The organism is Streptomyces sp. CA-135486, from assembly GCF_050936555.1.
Taxonomy (GTDB): domain Bacteria; phylum Actinomycetota; class Actinomycetes; order Streptomycetales; family Streptomycetaceae; genus Streptomyces.
In genome coordinates this window covers 462,931-482,311 of sequence record NZ_JBNJMM010000001.1, presented here as the reverse complement: position 1 = coordinate 482,311, position 19,381 = coordinate 462,931, and the positions used below count along the sequence as shown (strand labels likewise).

15 protein-coding genes and 1 pseudogene are annotated in these 19,381 nt (G+C 70.1%); 7 read left to right on the top strand and 9 right to left on the bottom strand.

What is annotated here, in order from left to right; translation table 11 throughout:
• Positions 1 to 21: 21 nt before the first annotated feature.
• Positions 22 to 849 carry an LLM class F420-dependent oxidoreductase gene (locus ACQEVG_RS02355; protein ID WP_432976201.1) on the bottom strand — a complete coding sequence of 276 codons (828 nt, stop codon included), beginning with the start codon at positions 847 to 849 and terminating at the stop codon, positions 22 to 24.
• A gap of 95 nt (positions 850 to 944) precedes the next feature.
• Here ACQEVG_RS02355 and ACQEVG_RS02350 point away from each other — a divergent pair, with 95 nt between their 5' ends.
• The 5 genes from ACQEVG_RS02350 to ACQEVG_RS02330 all read left to right on the top strand — a co-directional run bounded on the left by ACQEVG_RS02350 (position 945) and on the right by ACQEVG_RS02330 (position 6,350).
• On the top strand, positions 945 to 1,265 hold the full coding sequence (locus tag ACQEVG_RS02350; RefSeq protein WP_432976198.1) for a hypothetical protein: 321 nt from the start codon (positions 945 to 947) through the stop codon (positions 1,263 to 1,265).
• A gap of 102 nt (positions 1,266 to 1,367) precedes the next feature.
• Positions 1,368 to 2,657 carry a PucR family transcriptional regulator gene (locus ACQEVG_RS02345; protein WP_432976195.1) on the top strand — a complete coding sequence of 430 codons (1,290 nt, stop codon included), beginning with the start codon at positions 1,368 to 1,370 and terminating at the stop codon, positions 2,655 to 2,657.
• A 109-nt stretch (positions 2,658 to 2,766) separates the two neighbouring features.
• Positions 2,767 to 3,039: a hypothetical protein gene (locus ACQEVG_RS02340; RefSeq protein ID WP_432976192.1), complete on the top strand. Its 273-nt coding sequence runs from the start codon at positions 2,767 to 2,769 to the stop codon at positions 3,037 to 3,039.
• A complete protein-coding gene (locus ACQEVG_RS02335) occupies positions 3,039 to 4,652 on the top strand; it encodes a cation acetate symporter (protein ID WP_432976189.1) in 1,614 nt (537 codons plus the stop codon). The genes ACQEVG_RS02340 and ACQEVG_RS02335 overlap by 1 nt, the downstream gene beginning before the upstream one ends.
• Before the next feature lie 147 nt (positions 4,653 to 4,799).
• The gene (locus ACQEVG_RS02330) at positions 4,800 to 6,350 is read left to right on the top strand and encodes a CehA/McbA family metallohydrolase (protein WP_432976186.1); all 1,551 of its coding nucleotides are present in this window, start codon (positions 4,800 to 4,802) and stop codon (positions 6,348 to 6,350) included.
• A 98-nt stretch (positions 6,351 to 6,448) separates the two neighbouring features.
• Here ACQEVG_RS02330 and ACQEVG_RS02325 read toward each other — a convergent pair whose 3' ends face one another.
• The 8 genes from ACQEVG_RS02325 to ACQEVG_RS02290 form a co-directional block, all read right to left on the bottom strand.
• The gene (locus ACQEVG_RS02325; protein WP_432976183.1) at positions 6,449 to 7,906 is read right to left on the bottom strand and encodes an aldehyde dehydrogenase family protein; all 1,458 of its coding nucleotides are present in this window, start codon (positions 7,904 to 7,906) and stop codon (positions 6,449 to 6,451) included.
• An 8-nt stretch (positions 7,907 to 7,914) separates the two neighbouring features.
• Positions 7,915 to 9,654 carry an N-acyl-D-amino-acid deacylase family protein gene (locus tag ACQEVG_RS02320; protein ID WP_432976180.1) on the bottom strand — a complete coding sequence of 580 codons (1,740 nt, stop codon included), beginning with the start codon at positions 9,652 to 9,654 and terminating at the stop codon, positions 7,915 to 7,917.
• Positions 9,655 to 10,175: 521 nt separating this feature from the next.
• Positions 10,176 to 11,300: an LLM class flavin-dependent oxidoreductase gene (locus ACQEVG_RS02315; RefSeq protein WP_432976177.1), complete on the bottom strand. Its 1,125-nt coding sequence runs from the start codon at positions 11,298 to 11,300 to the stop codon at positions 10,176 to 10,178.
• Between the two features lie 99 nt (positions 11,301 to 11,399).
• A complete protein-coding gene (locus ACQEVG_RS02310; protein ID WP_432976174.1) occupies positions 11,400 to 12,161 on the bottom strand; it encodes an SDR family NAD(P)-dependent oxidoreductase in 762 nt (253 codons plus the stop codon).
• Position 12,162: 1 nt separating this feature from the next.
• Positions 12,163 to 13,077, bottom strand: coding sequence for an LLM class F420-dependent oxidoreductase (locus ACQEVG_RS02305; RefSeq protein ID WP_432984971.1), 915 nt, complete (start codon positions 13,075 to 13,077; stop codon positions 12,163 to 12,165).
• Between the two features lie 150 nt (positions 13,078 to 13,227).
• Positions 13,228 to 13,869 (bottom strand): pentapeptide repeat-containing protein, encoded by a 642-nt coding sequence (locus ACQEVG_RS02300; protein ID WP_432976171.1) that lies wholly within the window; start codon positions 13,867 to 13,869, stop codon positions 13,228 to 13,230.
• A 57-nt stretch (positions 13,870 to 13,926) separates the two neighbouring features.
• Entirely contained in the window at positions 13,927 to 14,340 is a 414-nt protein-coding gene (locus tag ACQEVG_RS02295) for a PaaI family thioesterase (RefSeq protein ID WP_432976168.1), read from the bottom strand.
• 55 nt (positions 14,341 to 14,395) lie between these two features.
• The gene (locus ACQEVG_RS02290) at positions 14,396 to 15,622 is read right to left on the bottom strand and encodes an amidohydrolase family protein (RefSeq protein WP_432976165.1); all 1,227 of its coding nucleotides are present in this window, start codon (positions 15,620 to 15,622) and stop codon (positions 14,396 to 14,398) included.
• A gap of 165 nt (positions 15,623 to 15,787) precedes the next feature.
• Here ACQEVG_RS02290 and ACQEVG_RS02285 point away from each other — a divergent pair.
• Positions 15,788 to 16,161 (top strand): annotated as a pseudogene (locus ACQEVG_RS02285) (polysaccharide deacetylase family protein); the annotation flags it as partial.
• A gap of 170 nt (positions 16,162 to 16,331) precedes the next feature.
• Positions 16,332 to 19,277, top strand: coding sequence for an AfsR/SARP family transcriptional regulator (locus tag ACQEVG_RS02280; RefSeq protein WP_432976162.1), 2,946 nt, complete (start codon positions 16,332 to 16,334; stop codon positions 19,275 to 19,277).
• The last annotated feature ends 104 nt before the right edge of the window (positions 19,278 to 19,381 follow it).

Sequence of the window (19,381 nt, the reverse complement as noted above, 5' to 3'; positions counted from 1 at the left end):
GGCACCGGGTGCGCCCGGGGATCACACGTACTGTGCGTACTCGTCCAGCGCCCGCAGCACCTCCGCCTCGCCCGCCGGCGGGAGCTGCAGCACGACCTCCTCCACGCCCAACGCCGCGTAGTGCGCCAGCTTCCCGGGCGACGGCAGGACCGCGTAGGGCACCACGTGCAGGCTCTCCGGGTCGCGGCCCGCCGACTCCCAGGCGGCCCGAAGCGCCGGGACCGACTCCGTGAGGCCCCGGCCGCCGATCGGGAGCCAGCCGTCCGCGTGCTCCGCGATCTGGGCGAAGAGCTTCGGGCCGGCCGCGCCGCCGATGAGGGTGCGGGGCGCGCCGCCCGCGGGCTTCGGGTGGGCGTACGACGCGCGTACGGAACCGAACTCGCCCTTGTACGCCGTCGGTTGGGGCGCCCACAGCGCCCGCATCAGCGCCATCCGGTCCCGCCCCAGCTCCCGCCGCGTCGACCACTCCACCCCGTGGTCCGCGGCCTCCTCCCTGTTCCAGCCGTAGCCGATGCCGAGCGTGAAACGCCCGCCCGACAGATGGTCGAGGGTCGCGATCTGCTTGGCGAGGTTGATCGGGTCGTGCTGGGCGACGAGTGTGATGCCGGTGCCGAGGCCGAGCCGCGAGGTGACTGCCGCGGCCTGGCCGAGTGCGACGAAGGGGTCCAGGGTGCGGCCGTACTCGGGCGGCAGTTCGCCGCCCGCGGGGTACGGGGTCGCCCGCTCCACCGGGATGTGGGTGTGCTCGGGCAGATAGAGCCCGCCGAAGCCGCGCTCCTCCAGCTCGCGGGCGAGTCGCACCGGCGTGATCGTCTCGTCCGTGAGGAAGATCGTGGTCGAGATCCGCATACGGAACCCTCCGTCATCGTCTCTGGTGACGGCCAACGGTATGCCGTACGGTGCCACATGCCGAGAGCCCGGCAACCACGGGGAGGAACCACATCATGATGCGTCTGCGCATCGCCACCACGGCACTTGTGCTGTCCGGAGCCCTGCTGGCGGGTGCGCCCGCCGCCTCGGCGTCGGCGCCCGCCCGCGCCACAGCGGTCGCCGCGGTGCACGGAGCCCCGGCCGCTGCGCCCGAGACCGGTTCGACCGTCACCCAGGCGGACGTCGCCACCGTCAGCGAGGGCAAGAAGAGCAAGAAGAAGAAAAAGAAGAAGAAGGGCTTCGGGTCCGGGCTGGTCATCGGCCTGATCATCGCCATCGCGCTGATCGTCATCGTCGTACTGCTGCTGTCCCGCCGGAAGCGGAGCAGCGACTAGGTCCTATACCAGCTGCTGCACGGAATCATCACGGTTTGGCCTAGTCACTACCAAGCACTGACCAACCGCTTAGCATGATGGCCTCCCAACGCTGGAGGGCTCATGTACACCAGTTACACCAGTCCCGTCCCTCCTCTCGAGTCGCTTGAGCCCCTCGGGCCGCTCGAGCCGCTCGAACTCTTCGACCGGGTCTGCCGCCGCCTCCTGAACCGCGGCACGGAACTCGCCGACACCGTCGTGAACCAGATCCGCGCCGAGGTGCCGTACTACGCCGACCCCGTGCTCGCGCCCCCGGACATGCGGCAGACCGTCAACCTGGGCATCCGTCTCGGGCTGGAGGTCAGCCTCGATCCGGGCAGGATGGTGGACGTCGAGCGGTACACCAGAGAGCTCGGCATAAGGCGCGCGGAACAGGGCCGCCCCCTCGACGAGGTGCTGCACGCCTACCGGGTCGCCGGCTCGGGGGTCTGGAGCGGGATCGTCAGCACGGTGGAGCGTGACGGGCTCGGCAACATGCGTCAGCTCGTGCATGTGGCCGAGCTGGTGTGGAAGCACAACGACCGCGACGCCGTCATGCTCGCCGACGCCTACCGGCAGGTCGCCAAGGGCGTCGCCAGCCGGCACGGAGAACGAGTCCGGCTGATCCTCGCCGCGCTGCTGGAGGGCCGCAACGAACCCCAGTTCACCAAGGACGCGGCGGCCATCCTCGATCTGCCGCACGACGGACGTTTCGCGGTGGCGGTGCTGAAGGCCACGCCACCGTACGGCCGTGTCCCCGAAAGCACCCCGGAGCTTCGCGGCATCCGGATCATGCGCCACAACTACGGACAGAGCGATGTGCTCGTCGCCCATCTGGGCGAGCTCCCACTGGACGCGCTCGTTTCCGGACTGGACGCCGGACCCGGGCTCCGGATCGGTATCAGCCCGGTCGTCCAGGGGCTCGACAGCCTGCCCCGAGCGCGTGACATGGCCGGCCTCGCCCTCGGCACGTGCCGCACCGACGGTGAGATCGCGCGGCTCGACGCCCGCCTGCCCGACGGGCTGCTGATCTCGCGGCCCGACCTGTCCGCCGAACTGGCCAGGCAGGTGCTCCGGCACGTGTACGACCTGGAACCCGCCGACCGCGACACACTGCTCGACACCCTCCGTATCTGGATCGAGAACGGCGGCTCCGCCGCCCGCGCCGCCCGGCGCATGTTCTGCCATCGCAACACCGTGCTCAACCGCCTGCGCCGCTTCGAGCAGATCACCGGCCTGGTGCTCTCCCGCCCCCGTGACCTGGTACAACTCACCCTCGCGCTCGATGCCCACCTGCTCCTCGGACCGGCTGTCGCATTCGGTACCAGCCGCACCGGATACGAACGATTGGGCATCAGCACACCGATCTCGTAGCGGCGTTGGGAGCGGACAACGGCGCGCGCACAGCGCATGGACGGGCCTGGTTGCACGTGCTCTGGTGAGGCCCAGCACAGGGAACCAGCCACGCCGCCAGGAGATCGCCATGGCCTACGAGCACGCCCACCACCTACATCAGCGGCCACGGCCACCCCGCCCAGGTCTGAGCTTCGCGCTTGTCAACGGCTTGCCCCTCGGCGTACATCTGATGCTCGCCTGCTCCGCCGAAGACTTCCTCGGCAACCGTGTCTGGGGAGAGCTGAACGTCGGCATGCTGGCACTGCTCCTCCAGGTTTCCCTGCTGCTGTGGACGGCGGCGCGGTACGACCGCCGCAAGGACAGACGCGCCCCGCACGAGCAGGACGTGGAGCAGTACTGATGAACACTGACATCCTGCTCGCCGCGCCCGACCTCCTGGACACCGACACCCGCGCCCTGGTCCTCGCGGGCTTTCTGGCGTTCATCGTCCCCATCCTGTTCATCTGCGTTCTCAGCGGCCCTGAGAGAGACCGGGTCAACGACTTCTACACAGCCAGTCGAAGAATGCGTCCCGTGCGGGGTGCCCTCGTGCTGTCCGGCGTCTACCTGTCCGCCGCCACGGTGCTCGGAACCACGGGAAGCGTCGCAATCTTCGGCTACGACGGCCTGCTCATTGCCCTGTGCACGGTGCTGTCACTCGGAGTGCTCCTCCTGCTCTCCACTCCCCTGCGCGAGCGCGTCGGCTACACGCTGGGAGACACATTCGCCCTGCGGACACCCGGGCCCGCCGTGAGGATCGCGGCCGCCGTCGTGACCTTGAGCGCATGCGTGCCCTATCTGGTCGTGCAGCTCTCCGGTGCGGGCGTGACCACCGCGACGCTGCTGGGACTCTCCGGTAAGGGAGCAGCACAGACAGCCGTCGTCATGATCGGTCTACTGGTCGTCTGCGCCACGGTGTTCGGCGGCATGCGCGGCACGGTCGTGATTCAGGTGATCAAGACGGTGGTGCTGCTCGGGGCGGCTCTGGCTGTGGCTGCCGTACTGCTCCATCGTTTTCACTGGAGCACCGACTCCCTGGTCGATGCCGCAGGACTGGGCAGCGGCCGTCCCGCCGGCTATACGCGTCCCGGCCTCCGGTTCGCCAGCAGCACCGATCTGGAAGGCACCCTCGACTTCATCGGCCTGATGATCACCATCGTGCTGGGAGCGGCGTGCCTGCCCCACGTCGCCCTGCAGCTCAACACTGCTCCCGACGCTGCCACCGCGCGCCGCACGGTGCGCCACACCATCGGCATCGTCGGCGGTTTCTGCCTCGCCACCGCACTGATGGGCTTCGCGGGCGCCGCGTTGATCGGCGCCCCGTCGATCCTGGCCGCGGATCCGGGTGGCAACAGTTCCCTGCTGCTGCTCACCAGCGAGCTGGCGGGCGGCCCGTCCACCAACACCGGCGGGGCAGTGCTCGTCGTCCTGGTCTCCTCCGCCGTGTTCCTCACCACGCTGGCCGTCGTAGCCAGCGTCACCCTGGCAGCCGCGGGTGCGGTCGCCCACGACCTGTACACGCACGTCCTGCGCCGTGGACGCACAACCGAGGGCCGAGAGGTGGCAGCCGCGCGACTGGCGTCCGCCGGCGTCGGACTACTGAGCATCACCCTGGCGGTCTGGGTGCAGGGGTGGAACGTAGGGTTCCTGTCGGCTCTCTCCCTGGCGGTGGCGGCCTCCTGCCTGCTGCCGGCACTGGTGTACTCCCTGTTCTGGAGCGGCTACACCCGAACCGGCCTGCTCTGGACGCTGTACGGAGGCCTGTTCAGCGCCATCGGACTCCAGATCTCCGGCCCGGTCTTCTCCGGAAGCCCCATGGCGCTCTTCCCCGACTGGGACCTCAGCTGGTTCCCCCTCCAGACGGTCGTCCTCGTGTCGATGCCCACGGCCTTCCTGCTGGGCCTGGTGGGCAGCGTCGTGGGCAAGCGGCGGGTGCCGCGGGTCCCGTCGGTCCCGGAGCCTGTCAGGGCATGAGGTTCCCGGGCGGCCGAACCACCCCGCCGCACCCGCAACGTCGGCGCAATCTGCCAACCCCCTTCCCTTGCACGGCCGTTCACGGCTCAATACCAGGGTTTGAGTGCATCAATCCTGTCCCTCTCAACACCCTGGGGAGCCGACGGCATGTGCAACGACGAACACGCGGGACAGCACGCGGGACAACACGCGATGGGTAGACGGGGACTGCTGGTGACGGGAGCCGCTGCGGCGCTTACGTTGGGCACTGTGAGCTTCGCGAACGCCGCCCCGAACCCGGGCAACGGCGAGAACACCGAGGACGAACACACCCAGGTCGTACACGGCACGCTGCCGCCCGGCTCCCCCGACTTCGTCTATCTTCCCGTCGAGATCCCGCACGGCGTACGCGAGCTCCACGTCTCGTACACCTACGAACGGCCCGTCGTCCCGGCAGGCACCCAGGGCAACGCACTCGACATCGGCATCTTCGACGAGCGCGGCACCGAGCTCGGCGGGAAGGGCTTCCGTGGCTGGTCGGGCGGCGCTCGTACGGAGTTCTTCATCCGCGCGGACGACGCCACGCCCGGCTACATCCCGGGACCGGTGCGCGCCGGCACCTGGAGCATCGCGCTGGGGCCGTACACGGTCTCGCCGCAGGGCCTCGCGTACGAAGTCACCATCACGCTGCGGTACGGCGCGCCCGGCAAGACCCCTAAGCCGGTCTATCCGCCGGAGCGGGCCAAGGGGCGCGGCCGCGACTGGTACCGCGGCGACTGCCATCTGCACTCCTGGTACTCGGACGGCAGGCGCACCCCCGCCGAGATCGCCGCGCTCGCCCGCGCCGCGGGGCTCGACTTCATCAACACCTCCGAGCACAACACACACGCCGCGCACCCGCACTGGGCCGACCAGGCGGGCGACGACCTGCTGATCCTCACGGGTGAGGAGGTCACCACGCGCAACGGGCACGTGGTCGCGCTCGGCACCGACCCGGGAACCTTCGTCGACTGGCGCTACCGGGCCCGCGACAACCGTTTCGGCTACTTCGCCCGCGAGATCCGCCGCGCGGGCGGTCTGGTCGTGCCGGCCCATCCGCACGCCACGTGCATCGGCTGCAACTGGAAGTTCGGCTTCGGCGAGGCGGACGCGGTGGAGGTGTGGAACGGTGCGTACACCCCCGACGACGAGGTCTCCCTCCAGTCCTGGGACAACACGCTGGTCGCGTCCGTACGCTCCGGACGGCGGCGCTGGACCCCGGCGATGGGCAACAGCGACGCGCACCGCCCCCCGGACCCGGTCGGCACCCCGCAGACCGTCGTCCTCGCCGCCAATCTCACCCGCGACGCGATCCTGGACGGCATCCGGGCCGGGCGCAGCTATGTCGCCGAGTCGAAGGCGGTCTCGCTCGACTTCTCGGCGGCGGGCGGGCGCGGCCAGCACGCGGGCATCGGCGAGCGACTGCACGTCGACGCCGACGACCCGGTGACGGTACGCCTGGAGGTCACCGGGGCGCCGGACTGCTCGGTGCGCTTCGTGACCGACCAGGGCGTGCTGCACACGGTGGCGCTCGCGGCGTCCGGGACAGGGACGGTGGAGTGGCGTACGACGGCCTCCTACGCGGCGTACGTACGGGCGGAGGTGCGGCACGCGGTGGTGGTCCCGGGTCTGCCGGGCCCGCTTGCGGCCTTCACCAACCCGATCTTCCTCGGTACCTGAGCGCCGGAGAAATCACCGGCACGAATCGCCGGTTCGGCTCCTCTCCGGGAGACGAACCGGCGTGCCGCCGCGGCTGTGGCTGTGGCGTGCGGAAGGCCTCAGCCCGGCCACACCACCGCCTGCAGCTCGCTGTACGCATGCAGCGCGTACGACCCCACGTCCCGGCCCACACCGCTCCTCTTGAAGCCCCCGAACGGCGCCTCCATATTGCGGCCGATGGTGTTGACCCCGACGCCCCCGGCCCGCAGCCGGGCCGCCACCCGGAACGCCCGCGCCACATCGCCGGACCAGACGTAGTCGAGCAGTCCGTAGTCGCTGTCGTTCGCCAGCGCCACACCCTCCTCCTCGTCGTCGAAGGGCACGACCACGACCACCGGGCCGAAGATCTCCTCCCGCACCACCCGCATGTCGTTCGTGCAGTCCGCGAAGAGCGTCGGGGCGACGTAGAAGCCCCTCTCGTACGCGGGACGCTCGCCGCCCGCGACCAGGCGCGCGCCCTCCTTCTTTCCCAGTTCGATGTACGACTCGACCCGGTCGCGGTGGGCCGCGGAGATCACCGGGCCGACCACGGTGCCCTGCTCCGCCGGGTCGCCGACCCTCATGTACGTCAGATAGCCGGTCAGCTTCTCGACCAGGAGGTCGTAGATGCCGCGCTGCGCGATCACGCGCGTCGGCGCCGTACAGATCTGACCGCTGTAGAAGGAGAACGTGGTCCCGATGCCCAGTACCGCGCAATCCACGTCCGCGTCGTCGAAGACGAGTGCCGCGCCCTTGCCGCCCAGCTCCATCAGCTGGCGCTTCATGCCGCGGCCGCAGACCTCGGCGATGCGCTGTCCGACGGCCGTCGAGCCGGTGAAGCTGACCATGTCGACGTCCGGGGAGTCGACCGCGGCCTCGCCGACGGCGGGCGCGGAGCCGGTCACCACGTTCACGACACCCGGCGGCGCGCCCGCTTCCGCCAGGGCCTCGGCCAGGCGGTAGACGGAGAGCGGATCCTGTGGGGCGGGCTTCACGACGACCGTGTTCCCCATCGCGAGCGCGGGCGCGACCTTGCCGGCCGGGTTGGCCCAGGGGTTGTTGTACGAGGTGATGCAGGTGACGACGCCGACCGGGCGGCGTACGGCGAGTGCGCCGAAAACGCCCGCCTTGCCCATCGGGCCCGCGGCGTTGATCTGCGGGGGCAGCGCCTGCTCCAGGGGCTCCAGCGCGCCCTTCGCATACCGCCGGAAGCGGGCCGCGCCCACCGCGATCTGCATGCCGCGCGCGGTGGCGGTGGTCGCACCGCTCTCGGCGCGGGCGAGGGCGGCGTACGGCTCGGCCTCGCGCTGGATGATGTCGGCGGTCGCGTCGAGAATCCGGGCACGCTCCTCCGGTTTCGTGCCCGACCAGTCGGTGAAGGCCTCGCGGGCGGCGGCGGCCGCGGCGTACACCTGCTCGCGGCTCGCTTCCGGGGCCGACCCGACGACGTCCTCGGTCGCCGGGTTGATCACCTCGTAGTAGCCGCCGTCCGGCTCGACCCACTCGCCCGCGATGAACAGCCGCTGTGGGTCGTTCACTTGGCCGCTCACTTGGTTGACACCGTCCTTGTGTCGCGGCCCGAGCGCAGCACCTTGCCCGGCACCGCGCCCGTCACCTGGTCGTCCCGTATCGTCTCGACGCCGTTGACCCGTACCGACACGATGCCGATCGCCTTCGCGTCCAGGCGCGGGCTGTCGCCCGGCAGATCGTGTACGAGCGTCGCCGGGCCCGCCTCGATCCGTGCCGGGTCGAACAGGACCAGGTCCGCGTGCCAGCCCTCGTGGACACGGCCGCGTTCGCGCAGGCCGAAGAGGCGCGCCGGGTCGTCGGTGAGCATCTTCACCGCCTCCTCCAGGCCGACGAGCTTGCGGCCGCGCAGACAGTCACCGATGAAGCGGGTGGTGTACGGCGCCCCGCACATCCGGTCCAGATGCGCGCCCGCGTCGGAGCCACCGAGCAGGACGTCCTCGTGCTGCCAGGTCTGGCGGCGCAGCTCCCAGGAGGCGGGATCGTTGTCGGTGGGCATGGGCCAAAGGACCGTACGCAGCTCGTCGTTGGCGCAGATGTCGACGAGGCACTGGAAGGAGTCCTGCCCGCGCTCGGCCGCGATGTCCTTCACCACCCGCCCGCTGAGGCCCTCGTTCTCCTTGGAGTACGTGTCGCCGATGACGTAGCGGCCGAAGTCGGCGAGGCGGCGGAAGACCCCGGCCTCCTTGGAGTCGGCCCGGCGCAGCAGCTCCTCCCGTACGGCGGGGTCGCGGAGTTGCCCGATCCGCTCGGGGACGGGCAGGCCGAGGATCCCGCCCCAGCCCGGGATCAGATTCAGCGCGCAGAAGGTGCCGAGCGACATGTTCATGGGCGTGAGGATCGGCATGGTGAGGGCGACGATCCGGCCGCCGCTCAGGCGGGCGCGCTCGCCGGCGATCAGCTGGCGCGGGACGCGCTCGGGAACGGAGGCGTCGATGGTGAGGACGTTCCAGTTCAGCGGCCGTCCCGCGGCCACGGTCATCCCGACGAAGAGATCGATCTCCGCGTCGCTGAACTGGCCGAGACAGCCCGCGACGATCGCTTCGAGCTGGGTGCCCTCGTGCTCGGCGACGGCGCGCGACAGTGCGAGGAGTTCTTCCGGCCCGGCATGCCGCGAGGCGACCGGTTTGCCGTCGCCGTCGGAGTGGGTGGAGGACTGGGTGGTGGACAGGCCCCACGCGCCCGCGTCCATCGCGTCGTGAAAGAGCCCGAGCATCTCCGCCAGCTGCTCGGGGGTGGGCTGACCACCGACCGCGTCCGGTCCCATGACGTACCTGCGCAGGGCGCAGTGGCCCACCATGAAGCCCGCGTTGACAGCGATGCGGCCGTCCAGGGCGTCCAGATACTCGCCGAAGCTGTGCCAGTTCCAGGGCGCTCCCTCCTCGAGGGCCACCAGGGACATGCCCTCGACCTTGGACATCATGCGGCGCGTGTAGTCGGCGTCCTCGGGCCGGGCGGGGTTCAAGGGAGCAAGCGTGAAGCCGCAGTTGCCGCCGGCGACAGTGGTCACGCCGTGGTTCATGGACGGGGTGGCGTACGGATCCCAGAACAGCTGCGCGTCGTAGTGCGTGTGCGGGTCGACGAACCCGGGCGTGAGGACGAGCCCGGACGCGTCCTCGCTCGTCACGGCCTCCTCGTCGACGGTCCCGGGGGCGGCGATGAGGGCGATGCGGCCGTCCCGTATCCCTACGTCGGCGACGTACGCGGGCGCGCCGGTCCCGTCCACGACGGTCGCCGCGCGAATGAGGTGGTCGAGCATGACGGATCCCTTCCGTACGTGGATGGTTCATGGCCCCGGCCGGGGCGCCGCCGCGGCAGGCCGCTGCCGAGGGGCGCCCCGGCCGGGGTGTGGGGCGACGGTCCGGGAGGCCGCCGCCGCTCTGTGGGCGGGGGGCTTTTCCCCTACCCGCCCCTTCCCACTGCGCCGATGTGCGGCTCCGCCGCGTGGTGGGGCTCCGCCCAGACCGCCGAACGCCCTTCGGGCGTGCCCTCAATCTCCCCCGGACTCCGTCCGGGTGGACCCCCAGACGGGCCAGTCACCGGGGGCGTGGTTGCCGTGGGCCAGGGGGCGTTGGTGGTTGCTGTCCGGTGGGTTTTCGCGGGCGGACCGTAGCGGGGTCCGGGGCCGGAGCCCCGACAATGGCCCGGGCAAATCGAGCCTCGCCGGCGTTTGAGGCGCGGGGTCCGGGGCGAAGCCCCGAGTGCGCCGCGGAGCAGGCGCCGGGGGGCTGGGGGCACGCCCCCAGTTCGGGAAGGGGCGGGGTGGGGAAAAGACAGGCCCTACGACCCCGACGCCCCGCGGAACCGCGTCGTCCTGTGCACCGGATCCGTGTCGATCTTCGGGATCACATGCTCACCGATCAGCCGGATCGACCGCAGCGTGTCCTCCCGCGAGATCCCGATCGGCAGGCCGAAGCTCAGCTGGTCCGCCCCCGCCTGTTCCCACCGCTTGCACTGGGTCAGGACCTCGTCCGGGTCGCCGCAGATCAGCAGTTCCTCGGCGATGAGGAGTTCGATGATCTCCTCGTTGAACTCGGGCAGGGTCTCCGGCCACACGGGGAACCCTTCGGGCCGCGGGAACGTGTCGTGGTAGCGGAAGACCAGCGACTGGAGATAGTGCAGCCCGCCGCCCGCGGCGACCCGCACCGCCTCCTCGTGCGTCGGCGCGCAGATCGCCGTCGATGTCACCATCACGTTGTCGTTGACGAAGTCACCGACCGGCTCCGCCTCGATGATCGCCGTCTTGTACTGCTCCAGCACCCACTCCATGTCGGAGACCTTCTGCACGCTGAAGCCGAGGACGCCGAGGCCCTTCCTCGCGGCCATGGCGTACGACGGCGGCGACCCGGCCGCGTACCACATCGCCGGGTGGGACTTCCCGTACGGCTTGGGCAGTACCTTGCGCGGCGGCAGCGACCAGTGCTTGCCCTGGAAGCCGACGTACTCCTCCTGGAGCCACATCTTGGGGAACTCGGCGATGGTCTCTTCCCAGAGTTCCTTGGTGTAGTTCATATCAGTCACGCCCGGTATGAACCCCAGGATCTCGTGCGAGCCGGCTCCCCGCCCCGACCCGAACTCGAAGCGGCCTTCGGAGAGATGGTCGAGCATCGCGACCTTCTCGGCGACCTTCACGGGGTGGTTCACGGGCGCCAGGGGGTTGAAGATGCCCGAGCCCAGATGGATCCGGTCCGTCGCGTGCGCGAGGTAGCCGAGGAACACATCGTTGGCAGAGAGGTGCGAGTACTCCTCCAGGAAGTGGTGCTCGGAGGCCCAGGCGTACTTGAATCCGGACTTGTCCGCCTGGATGACGTACTCGGTCTCCTCCATCAGCGCCTTGTGCTCGGCGAGCGGGTCGGTCTCGGCGCGCTTGCCGACGTATCCCTGTACAAAGAGCCCGAATTCCAAGGGGGTTCACCGTCCCTCACGTTTCTGACGTACCGTCAGATCTCTCGATGCCGTCGACTGTTCCACCGTGCACAGGTGCCGTCAATACCTGACGACCAGTCAGAACAGGCTGACGCCGGCCAGCCAGCCGCCGTCGATGACGAAGGGCTGCCCGGTGATGTACGAGGAGTCCTCGCTGCTCAGGAAGAGGGCCAGCCTCGCCACCTCCTCCGGCTGCCCGATCCGGCCCAGCGGCACGAGCTTCTTGTAGAGCTCGGCCACGGACTCGGGGTCCACGCCGTCCGGATGGCTCATCGGGGTGTCCACCGCGCCGGGGCAGATCGCGTTCACCCGGATCTTCCTGGCCGCCAGTTCAAGCGCGGCGACCCGGGTGAGCCCGAGGATCGCGTGCTTGGTCGCGGCGTACGCGCCCACGCCCGCCATGCCCGTCAGGGCCGTGTACGAGGCGGTGTTGACGATCGTGCCGCCGCCCGCCGCCTCGATCTCGGGCGCGACACTGCGGATGCCGAGGAAGGCGCCGACCTGGTTGACCTGCGTGATCAGCTGGAACTCCGCCAGCGGGGTGGAGACCAGCTCGTTGAAGCGGAGAATTCCCGCGTTGTTGACGAGGCCGTCGATCTTGCCGAAGGCATCCTTGGCGGCCGCGACGGCGGCGGTCCAGTCGGCCTCCCGGCTCACATCGAGACGGACGTACGCGGCAGTGCCCTCGCCCAGTTCCTTGGCCAGCGCCTCACCCTGGTCGTCCAGCACATCGGCGAGCACCACCTGCGCGCCCTCGGCCGCGAAGAGACGCGCCTCCTGCTCGCCCTGGCCGCGCGCCGCGCCCGTGATGAGGACGACGCGTCCGTCGAGCTTTCCCATGTCACTCTCCTCGGTTCAGGTGCGGAGCGACGTCCGCGGCGAAGGCCGCCATCTGGTCGGTGAGTTCGGTGCGGCTCCGGCTGCGGAACCGGATCTGGATCTGGTGCACGCCCATCGCGGCATAGGCGCGCAGCGACTCGGCGATGGCGTCGGGCTTGCCGGTCAGGGTGCGCCGCCCGATGTCCCAGCTCGCGTCTCCCACATACAGCGGCTCGGTGATGGCGCCGATCTCGATGGGTTCGGTGATGCCCGCTTCCTTGCGCAGGGCCTTCAGCCTGTCTATCCGGGCGGGGAGTTCGGTACGCGGGTCGCCCTGGGGCAGCCAGCCGTCACCCTTTACGGCGGCCCGGCGCACGGCGGCGGGCGAGGAGCCGCCCACCCAGAGGGGAATCCGCTCCTGGGCGGGCCTGGGCCGCTGCCCGAGCTCGCTGAAGGAGAACCGTTCGCCGATGAACTGCGGGTACTCCTCGGGCCCGAGGGCGGCGTTCAGCGCGTCGATGGTCTCGTCGAGCACGGGGCCACGCCCGGCGAAGTCGGCGCCCAGCGCCTCGAACTCCTCCTGCACATGCCCGGCCCCGACCCCGAGGATCAGCCGCCCGCCCGAGAGATGGTCGACGGTGGCGTACTGCTTGGCGGTCACGAGGGGGTGCCGCAGCCCCACGACGGCGACATGGCTGAGCAGCAGCACACGCTCGGTGATCCCGGCGAGGAAGGACAAGGTCGCGACCGGGTCGTACCAGACCGTCGACATGGCGCCGGCGAGCCGCCGCGGAATCGCCACATGGTCGCAGGTCGCGAGGTAGGCGAACCCGGTCCGGTCGGCGGTCCTGGCGATCTCGGCCAGATCCCCGGCGCCGGCGTCGGCCTCCCACGGCTCGGCGTAGAGGGTGCTCTGCGACTGGACCGGGAGCTGCATCCCGTACGACAGCCGCCCCTTGGGCAGTACCTGCACATGCACCCCGACGCCTCCCTGCCTGAGCTGACACTTCGTCAATTCCGACGACGGGGGCCATCGTCGTACCTGACGAACCATCAGACAAGGGGGATGCGCGCAGGGGTGCCGGAATCAGCTCACATCGAAACCCAGCGCGGTGGCGATGACGGCGGCCTGCTCCAGGTCGATCTTCGCCCCCGCGAGCTCGACGGTCAGGGGGTCGAGCGAGGACAGATCGCTGCCGCGCAGATCGGCCCCGCCGAGCCTGGCGGCGCCCAGCATCGCCCCGGACAGATCGACCCCGGCGAGAGTCGCCCCCTCCAGCCGGGCGGCCGTGAGGTCGGCCTCCCTCATCCGTACGCCCTCGAAGACCGCCTTGCGCAGATCGGCCCCCGGCAGCCCGACGAAGGACCAGTCCCCGCCGGCCACCGCGAAGAGGCTGAAGGTGCACCCCTGGAAGAGGCTGCCGACGGTCTTGCACTGCTCGAAGCGGGTGTCGAAGAAGGTGCACCCCTTGAAGGTGCAGTTGGTGAAGGCGGCATTGGTGTGCCGCGACGCGTTGAACTTGATCCCGGAGAAGGTGCACTCGTCGAAAATGCCGCCGTCGTTGACGACCTCGGTCCAGTCGGAGTCGTAGAAGGTGTGGCGCGCGAATCTCTGTCCGGACAGATCGCGTCCGTACCAGTCCTCGCCCCTGACGACGAGCTCTTTGTCGGGGACAGGAGGCTGGTGGGAGAGGGGATCGACATGGGCACGCTCACGCCTGATGGACATGCTCCGATTGAACACCCCGCCACTGACAACGGCCCTTCGAGCAGGAAACGGCCGGGCTCAGCCGAGCAGGGCGTAGACCGTGGAGGCCCGGGCCGCCACGTCCTCGGAGCCCTCCGCCGTCATCGTGATGTCCGCGAACGCCATCCGCTTGCCGAGCTTGGTGATCCGGGCGTCGACCAGCACATCGGCGCCCACCACCGCGCGCTGGAAGGTACTGGACTGCTGCACGGTGGTCATGGCGATGAAGGCACCGCGCGCCGAGGACACGGCGATCACCGTGGCGGTGTCCGCCGCAGCCATGAGGGCCTGCCCGGAGATTCCGCCGCCCTCGCGGGCAAGCCGGTCCGACCACGGCAGCCGCAGCACGGCGTGGAGTTCACCGGTCTCGACGACCGTCAGGCCCAGGTCGAGCACCCAGGGGGCGAAGTTGTCGGCGAGGATCTTCTCGGCTTCGGCGAGGGGCAGCGTCATGTGCCACATGGTGGCGGCGGCACGGACAAATGTCACGGTGAGCCCCCACGAGGGACTACGCGCCGGGGCCCGGCCAGAGCCCGTCCGCCGTAAGCCCCAGCAGCTCGATCGCATTGCCGCGCACGATGCGCTCGACCACGTCCGGCGCCAGGTGACCCATCTGTGACTGACCGACCTCCTTCGACTTCGGCCAGGTCGAGTCGGAGTGCGGGTAGTCCGTCTCGTACAGGACGTTCGCGACCCCGATCGCGTCCAGGTTCTTCAGCCCGAACGCGTCGTCGAAGAAGCAGCCGTGGACATGCTCGGCGAAGAGCTCGGACGGCGGCCGGTGGACCTTGTCCGCCACGCCGCCCCAGCCGCGGTTCTCCTCCCAGACCACGTTCGCGCGCTCCAGGATGTACGGGATCCAGCCGATCTGCCCCTCCGCGTACATGATCCTCAGGTTCGGGAAGCGCTCGAACTTGCCGCTCATCAGCCAGTCGACCATCGAGAAGCAGCAGTTGGCGAAGGTGATCGTCGAGCCGACGGCCGGTGGGGCGTCCGCCGAGGTGGACGGCATCCTCGAGGACGAGCCGATATGCATCGCGACCACCGTGCCCGTCTCGTCGCACGCCCGCAGGAACGGGTCCCACTCGTCGGTGTGGACGGAGGGGAGGCCGAGGTGCGGGGGGATTTCCGAGAAGGCCACGGCCCGCACTCCCCGCGCCGCGTTGCGGCGGACCTCGGCCGCCGCGAGCTCCGCGTCCCACAGAGGGATGAGCGTGAGCGGGATGAGGCGGCCGTGCGCCTCGGGGCCGCACCACTCCTCGACCATCCAGTCGTTGTACGCCCGCACGCCGAGCAGCCCCAGTTCGCGGTCCTTGGCCTCGGTGAAGGTCTGGCCACAGAAGCGCGGGAAGGTGGGGAAGCAGAGCGCGGACTGGACGTGGTTGACGTCCATGTCGGCGAGGCGCTCCGGCACGCTGAACGAGCCCGTACGCATCTGTTCGTACGTGATGACCTCAAGCTTGATCTCGTCGCGGGAGTAGCCGACGGCGGTGTCGAGGCGGGTCAACGGGCGGTGCAGATCCTCGTACACCCACCAGTCGCCTATCGGGCCGTCGTCCCCCTCGGCGCCCATCACCGGGGCGAACCTGCCGCCCATGAAGGTCATTTCCCTCAGCGGTGCACGGACGATGCGCGGGCCGATGTCCTGGTACCTCGACGGGAGCCGGTCCCGCCAGACGTTGGGGGGCTCAACCGTGTGGTCGTCCACCGAGATGATCTTCGGGAAGGTCTCCATGCGCTCCACCGTAGCGCCGATCTGACGGTTCGTCAGCTAGCCGGGATGCAGACAGCCGCCCCCTGAACGCCACTATAAACCCCATATATACACCGTGTGTATAGTTCGATGACGCACCACCCACGGCATCGAGGGGGATATTCGGCATGCCCGAAAACAGGACGAATACGCGACGAGCTCTCCCGTACGCAGGACGCCATCGCGAAGATCACCGGCCGCACGCCCACCCTGATGCGCCCTCCGCAGGGCCGGATCAACGACGACGTCACCAAGGTCAGCCGGGAACTCGGCCTCGCCCAGATCCTGTGGAGCGCCGCCGCCAAGGACTACTCCACCACCGACTCAAAGCTCATCAAGAGCCGGATACTCGACCAGGCCGGGCGCGACGGCATCATCCTGCTGCATGACATCTACGACGGGACCGTGCCCGCCGCCCCCGGAATCATCGACGAGCTGAAGAGGCGCTGTTACACCTTTGTCACGGTGCCGGAGCTGCTCGCGCCCGGAAGGCCAACCCCGGTGAGGTGTACCGCCCTTGAGCATGCCCGATGGAAGCCGGGGAGGAGACCGGTGAAGATCGTCAGATGTGGTTTAGCCGGCAACCGGACACGGGCAGGGGGCGAGGAGGAGGTGCCCCGCTGCTGACGGGGCCGCCCCGCACAGGGCAGACTGTCGAGGGCGATACCGGCAGTTCGGGCAGGGGGCAGCTATGGACCGTGACAGCGGGCCACGAGTACCGGAGCAGCGCGCTCCGGTGCAGGGCGGCGTCATTGACCTGCGCTTCAGTGTGCTCGGTCCGGTGCGCGCCTGGCTGGGCGGGGAAAGCCTGCCGTCCGGGTCGCCGCAGCAACGCGCCCTGCTGGCCGCGCTGCTGCTGCGCAACGGCCGTACCGCGACCGCCTCCGAGCTCATCGACGCGATCTGGGGCGAGGACCCGCCGTCCCAGGCGCTCGCCGCCATCCGTACGTACGCATCCAGGCTGCGCAAGGTCCTCTCCTCGCAGGCCCTGGTCAGCGAGTCCGGCGGCTATGCGCTCAGGGTCAGGCGCGACTCGCTCGACCTCGCGGTGGCACAGGAGCTCGCCACCGGGGCGGAGAAGGCGCGCGTCGCCGGTGACCGCGGACAGGCCCGGGTGCTGATCAACAAGTCGCTGGGGCTGTGGGACGGCGAGCCGCTGGCCAATGTGCCGGGGCCGTACGCCGAGAACGAGCGGGCCCGCCTCGAGGAGTGGCGCCTCCAACTCCTGGAGACCCGACTCGACCTGGACCTGGAGGTCGGCTGCCATGCGGAGGCGGTCTCGGAGCTGACCGCGCTCACCGCAGCGCATCCGCTGCGCGAGCGGCTGCGTGAGCTGCTGATGCTGGCCCTGTACCGCAGCGGGCGGCAGGCCGAGGCACTCGCGGTGTACGCGGACACCCGCCGGCTGCTCGCCGAGGAGCTGGGCGTCGACCCCCGGCCCGAACTCGCCCAGTTGCAGCAGCGCATTCTGCGGGCCGACGCGGAGCTGGCCCGCCCGAGCGAGGAGCGTGCCCCGGCCCCGCAGGTCACCCGGCCCGCACAACTGCCCGCCACTGTTCCGGACTTCACCGGGCGCGGCTCCTTCGTACGCGAACTGGGCGACCAGCTCGCCACCGCCGAGGGCTCCGTCATGGCCGTCTCGGCGCTCGCGGGTATCGGCGGCGTCGGCAAGACGACTCTCGCGGTCCATGTGGCACACGAGGCCCGGCCGCACTTCCCGGACGGTCAGCTGTACGTCGACCTGCAGGGCGCCGGCAACCGCGCGGCCGAACCCGAGACCGTGCTCGGTGCCTTTCTGCGCGCGCTCGGCACCGCGGACTCGGCCATTCCGGACACCCTCGACGAGCGGGCCGCGCTCTACCGCTCGACGCTGGACGGCCGTCGGATCCTCGTGCTGCTGGACAACGCCCGTGACGCCGCCCAGATCCGGCCGCTGCTGCCCGGTACGGCGGGGTGCGCGGCCCTGATCACCAGCCGGGTCAGGATGGTCGACCTGGCGGGGGCGCATCTGGTCGACCTGGATGTGATGTCGCCGGAGGAGGCGCTGCAGCTCTTCACCCGGATCGTGGGCGAGGAGCGGGTCACCTCGGAGCGGGAGGCGGCCCTTGATGTGGTCGCGGCGTGCGGTTTCCTGCCGCTCGCGATCCGTATCGCCGCGTCCCGGCTCGCCGCGCGGCGCACCTGGACGGTCTCGGTGCTGGCCGCGAAGCTGGCGGACGAGCGCCGCCGCCTCGACGAACTCCAGGCCGGAGACCTCGCGGTGAAGGCCACCTTCGAACTCGGCTACGGCCAGCTGGAACCGTGCCAGGCCCGGGCCTTCCGCCTGCTCGGCCTCGCCGACGGCCCCGACATGTCGCTCGCCGCGGCCGCGGCCGTACTGGACCGTCCGCTCCAGGAGACGGAGGATCTGCTCGAAGCCCTGGTCGACACCTCCCTGCTGGAGTCGGCGGCACCGGGCAGGTATCGCTACCACGACCTTGTCCGTCTCTACGCGCGTGCATGCGCCGACCGGGACGAACACCCGCCGGTGGAAAAGGAGTTGGCGCTTTCGCGACTTCTCGACTTCTATCTGGCGACGGCGGCGAAGGTGTACGCCATAGAGCGCCCTGGCGACCGTACAGTGGCCCATCTGGAGACGACCGGGTACCCGGGCCGGGGCTTCGGCTCGGACAGCGAGGCTCTGGACTGGCTGCACACGGAGGCGGCGTGCCTGCTGGCGTGCGCACAGCAGTCCCTGACACCCGCCACCCTGCGCCGAGGTGTCGACCTGCTGCTGGCTTGCAAGGACCTCGCCGAATCCGGGGCGAGCTCACGCCGGTACGAGACCGCCACGATCGCCGCCAGGGACGCCGCCCGGGCCGCGGGCGACGCACGCGCGGAGGGCCGCGCCCGTACGACGCTCACACAGGTGTACAGCAATGCCGGACGGTTCGACGAGGCCGATGCCGAGGCGGCCCGGGCAACGGCGCTGGGACAGGCCTCAGAGGACCCGTGGACCAGCGGTAACGCACCCAACGAGCAGGGAATCATCGCCATTTGCCGGAACCAGCACAGCACCGGCGAGGCGTTCCTGCTCACCGCGATCGACGCCTTCCGCGCCGACGGCAACCGACCGGGCGAAGCCAGCGCGCTGTGCAACCTGTCCCGGATCCTGGTGTCGATGGGCCGTACCGAGGGTGCCGTGAGGCTCGCCCAGCAGGGCATGGCCATCTATGACGAGCTGGGGCTGACGCTCCGGCTGGCCAACGCGAAGTACGCGCTTGGGATCGCCCTGTCCCACGCCGGCCGCAGGCCCGAGGCGCTTGAGCAACTGCTCCAGGCGCAGGACGTGTTCGCCGACAATCGGCAACGGCTGTGGGAGGGTACGACCTGCTACCGCATCGCCGAGGTGCACCTCTCCTCCCACCGCTCCGCCGAGGCGGCGCAGTTCGCGGAGCAGGCCCTCGCCACCGGCTGCATCGGTGGCGACTGGATGCGCGCCAACGTCCTCACGTTGCTGGGCAAAGCGCTGGCCCGGCTCGGGCAGACCGGCCGCGCTCAGGCCTGCTGGCGCGAGGCGCTGTCCCTGCACGAGCAGTCGGGTGCCGCGGAGGCCGAGGAGGTACGCGGCCTGCTTGCCCCCCTCAGCGCGGCGTGACAGCTCTCTGCCAGGCCGTTCATCGAATGTTTATGCTCGTCCGACATGCTCTATTGCAGTCGATCCGTTGCGTCGGGGGGCACACGGATCACCTGGGACCCAAA